General features: G+C 65.0%; 8 protein-coding genes. 5 read left to right on the top strand and 3 right to left on the bottom strand.

Going from position 1 to position 8,847, the window contains the following annotated elements; translation table 11 throughout:
- Positions 1-682: 682 nt before the first annotated feature.
- Complete coding sequence (locus JMF90_RS12245; RefSeq protein ID WP_011546020.1) at positions 683-2,290, top strand: multicopper oxidase family protein; 1,608 nt, start codon at positions 683-685, stop codon at positions 2,288-2,290.
- Positions 2,291-2,471: 181 nt separating this feature from the next.
- Here JMF90_RS12245 and JMF90_RS12240 read toward each other — a convergent pair whose 3' ends face one another.
- Both JMF90_RS12240 and JMF90_RS12235 read right to left on the bottom strand, forming a co-directional pair.
- Positions 2,472-2,675 carry a cold-shock protein gene (locus JMF90_RS12240; protein WP_006478030.1) on the bottom strand — a complete coding sequence of 68 codons (204 nt, stop codon included), beginning with the start codon at positions 2,673-2,675 and terminating at the stop codon, positions 2,472-2,474.
- Between the two features lie 87 nt (positions 2,676-2,762).
- Positions 2,763-2,930: a hypothetical protein gene (locus tag JMF90_RS12235; RefSeq protein ID WP_154316536.1), complete on the bottom strand. Its 168-nt coding sequence runs from the start codon at positions 2,928-2,930 to the stop codon at positions 2,763-2,765.
- Between the two features lie 289 nt (positions 2,931-3,219).
- Between JMF90_RS12235 and clpS the strand changes: the two genes are divergently transcribed.
- From clpS to JMF90_RS12215, 4 genes are all read left to right on the top strand, one after another.
- Entirely contained in the window at positions 3,220-3,534 is a 315-nt protein-coding gene (gene clpS, locus JMF90_RS12230) for an ATP-dependent Clp protease adapter ClpS (protein ID WP_006398529.1), read from the top strand.
- Positions 3,531-5,831, top strand: coding sequence for an ATP-dependent Clp protease ATP-binding subunit ClpA (clpA, locus tag JMF90_RS12225; protein WP_011694369.1), 2,301 nt, complete (start codon positions 3,531-3,533; stop codon positions 5,829-5,831). The genes clpS and clpA overlap by 4 nt, the downstream gene beginning before the upstream one ends.
- 103 nt (positions 5,832-5,934) lie before the next feature.
- Positions 5,935-7,314 carry an amino acid permease gene (locus JMF90_RS12220; RefSeq protein ID WP_041489239.1) on the top strand — a complete coding sequence of 460 codons (1,380 nt, stop codon included), beginning with the start codon at positions 5,935-5,937 and terminating at the stop codon, positions 7,312-7,314.
- Positions 7,315-7,450: 136 nt separating this feature from the next.
- Positions 7,451-8,221: a membrane protein gene (locus tag JMF90_RS12215; RefSeq protein WP_011546017.1), complete on the top strand. Its 771-nt coding sequence runs from the start codon at positions 7,451-7,453 to the stop codon at positions 8,219-8,221.
- A 58-nt stretch (positions 8,222-8,279) separates the two neighbouring features.
- Here the strand turns inward: JMF90_RS12215 and dut are convergent, their stop codons facing one another.
- The gene (gene dut / locus JMF90_RS12210; protein ID WP_011546016.1) at positions 8,280-8,726 is read right to left on the bottom strand and encodes a dUTP diphosphatase; all 447 of its coding nucleotides are present in this window, start codon (positions 8,724-8,726) and stop codon (positions 8,280-8,282) included.
- Positions 8,727-8,847: the final 121 nt, after the last annotated feature.

The following is an 8,847-nucleotide window of genomic DNA, read 5'->3' as shown; positions in this document are numbered from 1 at the left end:
CGAGAACGCGCCGAGCGAGGCGTTGCCGAACGTCGCTTCCCAGCCGCCGTTTGCCGGCAGGATGTAGAACGACCCGAGCGCTGAACCAAAGCGAAATCCCTTCATTTCCGTTCTCCCTTTCTGATCACGAGCGATTCTGTTGTGCCGCCTGCCGGCTCGGCCGGCTGTGGCCCGACTGGCTGCTTGCGCCGGGTTCCGTGTCGAACGTCGTGGCGAAGCGTCAGTGCATGGAACAAAGTCTACGTCCGCGCCCCGCTCGGATGGTGCAGGTAGAACGTCTTCTCGAAACAAAAATTCTTTTTTAAAAACAATAATTTATTTGCGTCGTTTTGTATTGCGGAAAGTTTTTCGGCATCGCGAAACGGCGAATTTGTGCCGTGCACCACGAATTTTTATAACGCAGTGACTTGTTCCGCATCGTGAAAAATTGGCGGGTTTGCGGACCATCGGGGCCGCGAGCGCGTATGCCAGGGCGGGGCGGAAGGTGGAAATCTCGTTTGCTGGCCGGCGCAAAGGGCCGGCAGGTGAGTAACGATGGTTGCCGAGACGCCGCCCGGCGACGCTTGCCGCGGCGTATCGCCGCCCGCGGGGGCGGCGGCGTTTTTCGATCCGGCCCTGCGGTTATGATGACGCGACCGTCGCGGCTGTCGCGCGGCGCTGCATGAACAACGAGGATCGATTGATGAGACGGAGAACCTTCCTGTCGCGCGCCATCGGCGTCGCGGCCGCGTCGCTGTTCGCGCGCACCGCGTCGGCGCAGCATGCCGGTCACGCGGGCATGGCCGGCATGGATTCGATGGACGACATGCCGGGCATGTCGGGTATGTCAGGGATGTCGGCGCACGCGCAGCACGGCCAGCCCGCGCCGGCCGCGCTCGCGGCCGCCGACGCGCTGCCGGCCGGCGCGCCGCTCGCGACGTTGCGCACGCTCGCCAACGAAAGCCGTGAGCCCGGCACGTTCCGGGCCACGCTGGTCGCTCAACCGGTGGCGCGACCGCTGCTGCGCGGCGCGCGGCCGACGACGTTCTGGCAGTTCGGTACCGGTACGCAAGGCCCCGTGGTCGGCCCACTGATCGACGTGCGCGAGGGCGATACGGTCGAGATCCGGTTCGTGAACAAGCTGCCGCAGCCGTCGACGATCCACTGGCACGGCCTGCCCGTGCCGCCGGACCAGGACGGCAATCCGTCCGATCCCGTCGCGCCCGGCGCGTCGCGCGTGTATCGCTTCACGCTGCCGAAGGGCAGCGCCGGGACTTACTGGTACCACCCGCATCCGCACATGATGACCGCCGAGCAGGTGTTCCGCGGGCTGGCCGGCCCGTTCGTCGTGCGCGCCGCGGACGATCCGCTAGCCGGCTGGCCCGAGCGTCACCTGTTCGTGTCGGACCTGAAGCTTGCACGCGACGGCACGATTGCGCCGAACGACATGATGGACTGGATGAACGGCCGGGAAGGTCAATTCGTCCTGGTCAACGGCGCGCGCCGGCCGCGCATCGACGTCGCGAGCGACGAGCGCTGGCGTGTCTGGAATGCATGCAGCGCGCGCTACCTGCGCATCGCGTTCGACGACGGCCGCGTGTTCGAGCACGCAGGCACCGACGGCGGATTGTTCGGCACGGCGCGGCGCGTGACGTCGCTGCTGATCGCGCCGGGCGAGCGCGCGGAGTTGCTGGTGCGCGCCGGCGACCGCGCGTCGCGCGCGGTGCTGCAGGCGGCCGAGTACGACCGCCGCAAGATGGCGATGTCGCACGACGACGGCCACGGCAGCCTGCCGCCCGATCCGGCGCTGGCGCTGGCCGATGTCGCGTTTGCGCCCGCCGAGGCCCGTGTGCTGCCTGCCACGCTGCGCGCGGTGCCGCCGCTCGGCGAACCGGTCGCGCACAAGACGGTCGCGTTCGGCGAGGAAATGGACATGGACGCGATGATGAAGGGCGCGGCGCACGGCCGCCCGGCAGGCATGCGCTTCACGATCAACGGCGACACCTACGCGCCGCACCGCGCGACGCTGACGAGCCGCCGCGGCGACGTCGAGCGCTGGGAGATCCGCAATACGACGGACATGGACCACCCATTCCACCTGCACGGCACGCAGTTCCAGGTGATCGAGCGGGCATCGGCCGGTTCGCGCACGAGCGAGCCGTTCCGCGCGTGGCGCGATACCGTGAACGTGCGCAGCGGTGAAACCGTGTCGCTGCTCGTCACGCAAGACATGCCCGGCGAGCGCATGTTTCATTGCCACATTCTCGAACACGAGGATCTCGGCATGATGGGTACGCTGAAGGTCGTGTAACGAAGCCGCGGATATGTTTCACATGCGGATTCGATATCCGATCTGCATGCGTGACAAGACAATGTGTGTTCAATTATCGGGATTGAACGAAAAGGCCGGCCAATCGATTATCGATTGGCCGGCCACAAAAAAAAGAAACCCGGCGCTGTGCGCCGGGTTTCTTCGTCCGATATCCGATGCCTTATGCGGCTTGGATGTTCGACGCTTGCTTGCCCTTCGGTCCTTGAACGACGTCAAAGCTCACCTTCTGGCCTTCCTTCAGCGTTTTGAAGCCATTCATGGTGATAGCCGAGAAGTGCGCAAACAGATCCTCACCGCCCTCGTCGGGAGTGATGAAACCGAAGCCCTTCGCGTCGTTGAACCACTTAACGATACCAGTTGCCATTTTCCTACTTCCCCTGTCACACAGTCGCTGCTACTTACCACGAGCACGCTCGAAAAGCTAAACGACCAAAATACGGCCGTTCCCCCCTCACAAGCTCACCTCGGCCTCTTTCGTTTCGCCAATCGGCGAATTGAAAAAAGTGCCAGCTTGATTGTTGGCGCTCTTTATTGGAGTGTCAAGTGGAATTTTTAGACGTTTAGAGGGTCGTTGTAAAGAACCCATTTTCAGGGTTTTTCCGGCTTTGCTTTGCAGCATGTGGCCAAGCGCGGGGGCTTGAAAAGCCGCATAATCGGCTCATATACCAGGCTCGAGTGACACGCGTTCGAGTCGTCCCGGCTTGTGGGATACTGGATGCGGACACGACGTTCCGGTGAGCTTCCCCCTGACGGTTCGTGTTCCGCGCCATGCGTGAAAGCCGGCACCGCAGCCGGCTTTCGTATGGCGCGAAGACGATCGCGTGTTCCGGGACACCGGGGAGGGCGCCGGCCGGTCGGTCGGGTAATGGCAGGATTGCGGGCCTGTCCGAGTTGTTTAGAATGGGTGTATGGCGATTATCCCGGACAAGCAGGACAGTACCGTCCTGGAACGCAAGCAGCAGAAGCTCAAGCCGCCTTCGATGTACAAGGTGGTGCTGCTCAACGACGACTTCACGCCGATGGAGTTCGTCGTGATGGTGGTCCAGGAGTATTTCAAGAAGGATCGCGAGACGGCCACGCAGATCATGCTGAAGGTCCATCGCGAAGGGCGAGGGGTTTGTGGGGTCTATACGCGGGACATCGCGTCGACCAAGGTTGAGCAAGTCGTTACCCATGCGCGGCAGGCAGGGCATCCGCTGCAGTGCGTGATGGAGGAAGCATGATTGCCCAGGAATTGGAAGTCAGCCTGCACATGGCGTTCATGGAAGCACGCCAGGCGCGCCATGAGTTCATTACGGTCGAGCACCTGCTGCTGGCCCTGCTGGATAATCCGACGGCAGCCGAGGTGTTGCGCGCGTGTGCGGCCAACATTGAGGACTTGCGTCAGAACCTGCGCAATTTCATCCACGACAACACACCTACCGTCCCGGGTACCGACGACGTCGATACCCAGCCGACGCTCGGTTTCCAGCGTGTGATCCAGCGCGCGATCATGCACGTCCAGTCGACGTCGAACGGCAAGAAGGAAGTCACCGGCGCGAACGTGCTGGTCGCGATCTTCGGCGAGAAGGATTCGCATGCCGTGTACTACCTGCAGCAGCAGGGCGTCACGCGTCTCGACGTGGTGAACTTCATTTCGCACGGCATCGCGAAGACGAACAACGGCGAAGCCGCGAAGTCGACCGATGCGAACGCGGAAAGCGAAGACGCGAACGCGCAGAAGGAAACCCCGCTCGCGCAGTTCACGCAGAACCTCAACCAGATGGCGAAGGACGGCCGCATCGATCCGCTGATCGGTCGCGAGCCCGAGGTCGAGCGCGTCGTGCAGGTGCTGTGCCGTCGCCGCAAGAACAACCCGCTGCTCGTCGGCGAAGCCGGCGTCGGCAAGACCGCGATCGCGGAAGGGCTCGCGTATCGCATCACGCGCGGCGAAGTGCCGGACATCCTCGCGAACGCGCAGGTGTACTCGCTCGACATGGGCGCGCTGCTCGCGGGCACCAAGTATCGCGGCGATTTCGAGCAGCGGCTGAAGACGGTGCTGAAGGAGCTCAAGGAGCGCCCGCACGCGATCCTGTTCATCGACGAAATCCATACGCTGATCGGCGCGGGCGCCGCGTCGGGCGGCACGCTCGATGCGTCGAACCTGCTGAAGCCGGCGTTGTCGTCGGGCACGCTCAAGTGCATCGGCGCGACCACGTTCACCGAGTATCGCGGCATCTTCGAGAAGGATGCGGCGCTGTCGCGGCGCTTCCAGAAGGTGGACGTGACGGAGCCGAGCGTCGAGCAGACGGTCGCGATCCTGCGCGGGCTGAAATCGCGCTTCGAGGAGCATCACGGCGTCAAGTATTCGTCGGGCGCCCTGTCGGCCGCGGCCGAGCTGTCGGCGCGCTTCATCACCGACCGTCACCTGCCGGACAAGGCGATCGACGTGATCGACGAGGCGGGCGCCGCGCAGCGCATCCTGCCGAAGTCGAAGCAGAAGAAGACGATCGGCAAGAGCGAGATCGAGGAAATCATCTCGAAGATCGCGCGCGTGCCGGCGCAAAGCGTGTCGCAGGACGATCGCAGCAAGCTGCAGACGCTCGACCGCGACCTGAAGAGCGTCGTGTTCGGCCAGGACCCGGCGATCGATGCGCTCGCGGCGTCGATCAAGATGGCGCGCGCGGGCCTCGGCAAGATGGACAAGCCGATCGGCGCGTTCCTGTTCTCCGGCCCGACGGGTGTCGGCAAGACCGAAGTGGCGCGCCAGCTCGCGTTCACGCTCGGCATCGAGCTGATCCGCTTCGACATGTCTGAATACATGGAGCGTCACGCGGTGAGCCGGCTGATCGGCGCGCCGCCGGGCTACGTCGGGTTCGACCAGGGCGGCCTCCTGACCGAAGCCGTCACGAAGAAGCCGCATTGCGTGCTGCTGCTCGACGAAATCGAGAAGGCGCATCCGGACATCTTCAACGTGCTGCTGCAGGTGATGGACCACGGCACGCTGACGGACAACAACGGCCGCAAGGCGGATTTCCGCAACGTCATCATCATCATGACGACGAACGCGGGCGCCGAGTCGATGCAGAAGGCGACGATCGGCTTCACGACGCGCCGCGAAACCGGCGACGAGATGACCGACATCAAGCGCCTGTTCACGCCGGAGTTCCGCAACCGTCTGGATTCGATCATCAGCTTCCGCTCGCTCGATGAGGAAATCATCATGCGCGTGGTCGACAAGTTCCTGATCCAGCTCGAGGAACAGCTGCACGAGAAGAAGGTCGACGCGCTCTTCACCGACGCGTTGCGCAAGCATCTCGCGAAGCATGGCTTCGACCCGCTGATGGGCGCGCGGCCGATGCAGCGGCTGATCCAGGACACGATCCGGCGCGCGCTGGCCGACGAACTGCTGTTCGGCAAGCTGCTCAACGGCGGCCACGTGACGGTCGACGTCGACGAAAGCGACAAGGTGCAGTTGTCGTTCGACAAGCTGGCGAATCCGCCGCACAAGCCGAACGAAGAGACGGTCGAAGTCGAGTAAGCGATAATTCGTTGTTCATGCGAACGGCGCGGGAAGTTCTCCGCGCCGTTTCGTTTTATCCGGCGCCGGCGGCGCGATGGTGGTGCAGGGGAGTGGTAACGCAGTGACACAACAACAACGGTCGTTCGACGCTATCGTCGCGCGAGAACAAGGGTTGCGCCACGCGCTGACGTCGGGGCAGATGGCGATGATCGCGATCGGCGGCGCGATCGGCACGGGGCTGTTCCTCGGCAGCGGGTTCGCGATCGGGCTCGCCGGCCCGAGCGTGCTGGTGTCCTATGCGATCGGCGCGCTGATCGCGCTGCTGCTGATGGGCGCGCTCGCGGAAATGACCGTCGCGCATCCGACGGCCGGCTCGTTCGGCGCCTATGCCGAGCATTACGTCGGCCCGCTCGCGGGCTTCCTGGTGCGCTACGCGTACTGGTTCGCGGTCGTGTTCGCGATCGGCACCGAGATCAGCGCGATCGCGGTGTTCATGAAGTACTGGTTCCCGGCCGTGCCCGGCTGGTACTGGGTGATCGGCTTCTCGGCGCTGCTGATCGCGGTGAACCTCGCGAGCGTCACGCTGTACGGGACGGTCGAATACGCGTTCTCACTGCTGAAGATCGCGGCGATCGTCGTGTTCATCGTGCTCGGTGCGTATCTCGTGTGGGCGGCGCCGGTCGCGTCAGGCATCGGTTTCGCGAACTACACCGCGCACGGCGGCTTCATGCCGAAGGGGCCGTGGGGTACGTGGGTCGCGGTGATCGTCGCGATCTTCAGCTACATGAGCATCGAAGCGGTCGCGATCGCGGCCGGCGAGGCGCGCGATCCGCAGCACGCGGTCACGCGCGCATTCCGCTCGACCGTGTTCCGGCTCGTGCTGTTCTACCTGCTGACGCTCGCGCTGATGCTCGCGATCGTGCCATGGACGCAGGCCGGCACCGACGAAAGCCCGTTCGTGAAGGTGATGGCCGCGACGCACGTGCCGTATGCGGCCGGCGTGATCAACTTCGTGCTGTTGATCGCGGCGCTGTCGGCGATGAACAGCCAGCTCTACGTGACGACACGCATGATGTTCAGCCTGTCGCGCGCGCGCCTCGCGCCCGCGGTGTTCGGCCGGCTCGGTGCGAACGGCGTGCCGCGGGCGGCGCTGTGGATCTCGACGAGCGGCGTCGCGGTGGCGGCCGTGCTGGTCGCGCTCGCGCCCGACACCGCGTTCACGGTGATGATGGCGATCGCCATGTTCGGCGCGCTGTTCACGTGGCTGATGATCTTCGTCACGCACCTGCGGTTCCGTGCGCGGTATCGCGGCCCCGCGCTCGCGTTCCGGATGTGGGGGCACCCGTTCGGCAGCCTGCTCGGCGCGGGGCTCGTCGCCGCGATCCTGCTGACGACCGCTTTCACGCGCGAATTCCGGATGACGATGGTGGTCGGCGTCGTATTCGTCGTGCTGCTGACGCTCGCCTACGCGCTGCATTACCGGCACCAGCACGCGCGCTGACCGCGCCGGCGCGAGCACTCGCGCCGTTCGTCACACTCGCTAAGGTTCCGTTAAGCGAGCGGCGCCTACATTCGATCCTGTCTGCATGGCGTGCCGATCCGCACCGGCGCGCCGCTTCCTGCAAAAAGGGGTTCGAATGAACACACTGCCCGAAATCACGCTCGCGTTCTGGATCATGAAGATCTGCGCGACGACGCTCGGCGAAACCGGCGGCGATCTGCTGTCGATGACGCTGAACGTCGGCTACGCGGTGAGCTCGATCCTGCTGTTCGGTTTCTTTCTCGTGACGCTGGGCGCACAGCTCAGGACGACGCGCTATCGCCCGGCGATCTACTGGGCCGTGATCGTCGCGACGAGCACGGCCGGCACGACGATGTCCGACTTCATGGATCGCACGCTCGGCCTCGGCTATGCGGCCGGCGCGTCGATCCTCGTCGCGATCCTGCTGGCGATCTTCGCGGTCTGGCGCTTCAGCGGCGAATCGCTGTCGGTCGACCTGATCCGTACGCGCAAGGTCGAACTGCTGTACTGGATCGCGATCCTGTTCTCGAACACGCTCGGCACCGCGCTCGGCGACTTCCTCGCGGACAGCTCGGGGCTCGGCTTCGGCGGCGGCGCACTGCTGATCGGCGGCCTGCTGGCGGCGATCGTGCTCGCGCACTACTTCACGCGAATCTCCGGCGTGCTGCTGTTCTGGGCCGCGTTCGTGCTCACGCGTCCGTTCGGCGCGACGGTCGGCGACCTGCTGACGAAGCCGGTCGCGAAGGGCGGTCTCGCGCTCGGCACGGTCGGCTCGTCGGCCGTACTGCTCGGCGTGCTGGTCGCGATGGTCGTCTATGCAAGCATCGCGCAGGCGCGGCGCCGCGAACCGGCGCCCGCGCGGATCGCGCAACCGGCCGGCAAGTGACGGTGCGTGAAAAGGAAAGGGGCCACTCAGCGTGGCCCCTTTTTTTATGCCGCGTGGCTCAGTGGCGCCCGGTGCTGCCGAAGCCGCCTTCGCCGCGATCGCTCTCGGTGAATTCGTCGACGATGTTGAACTGTGCCTGCACGACCGGCACGATCACGAGCTGCGCGAGGCGCTCGAACGGGTTCAGCACGAACGCGGTCTGGCCGCGATTCCACGTCGAGACCATCAACTGGCCCTGGTAGTCGGAATCGATCAGGCCGACGAGGTTGCCGAGCACGATCCCGTGCTTGTGGCCGAGGCCCGAGCGCGGCAGGATCAGCGCCGCATAGCCGGGGTCCGCAAGGTGGATCGCGAGGCCCGTCGGCACGAGCGTGGTTTCGCCCGGCTGCAGCGTGACCGGTGCGTCGAGGCACGCGCGCAGATCGAGGCCGGCGCTGCCGGTGGTCGCGTAGGCGGGCAGGTAGTCGCGCATGCGCGCGTCGAGAATCTTCAGGTCGAGTTTCATGCGGTCGTCGAATCGGTCGGGAAGGGCGCGGCGGCTATGGCCGCCGCGCGGGATCAGATCAGGCGGTTGTCGGGCAGGCGCTTCGCGATTTCCGCGACGAGCACGTGCGCGAGTTCGTCCT

Origin of the sequence: Burkholderia sp. E168m23 (genome assembly GCF_016586125.1) — a bacterium.
GTDB classification, from domain to species: Bacteria; Pseudomonadota; Gammaproteobacteria; order Burkholderiales; family Burkholderiaceae; genus Burkholderia; species Burkholderia orbicola.
The sequence above is the reverse complement of the archived record's forward strand: the minus strand, read 5'-3'. Positions and strand labels throughout refer to the sequence as shown.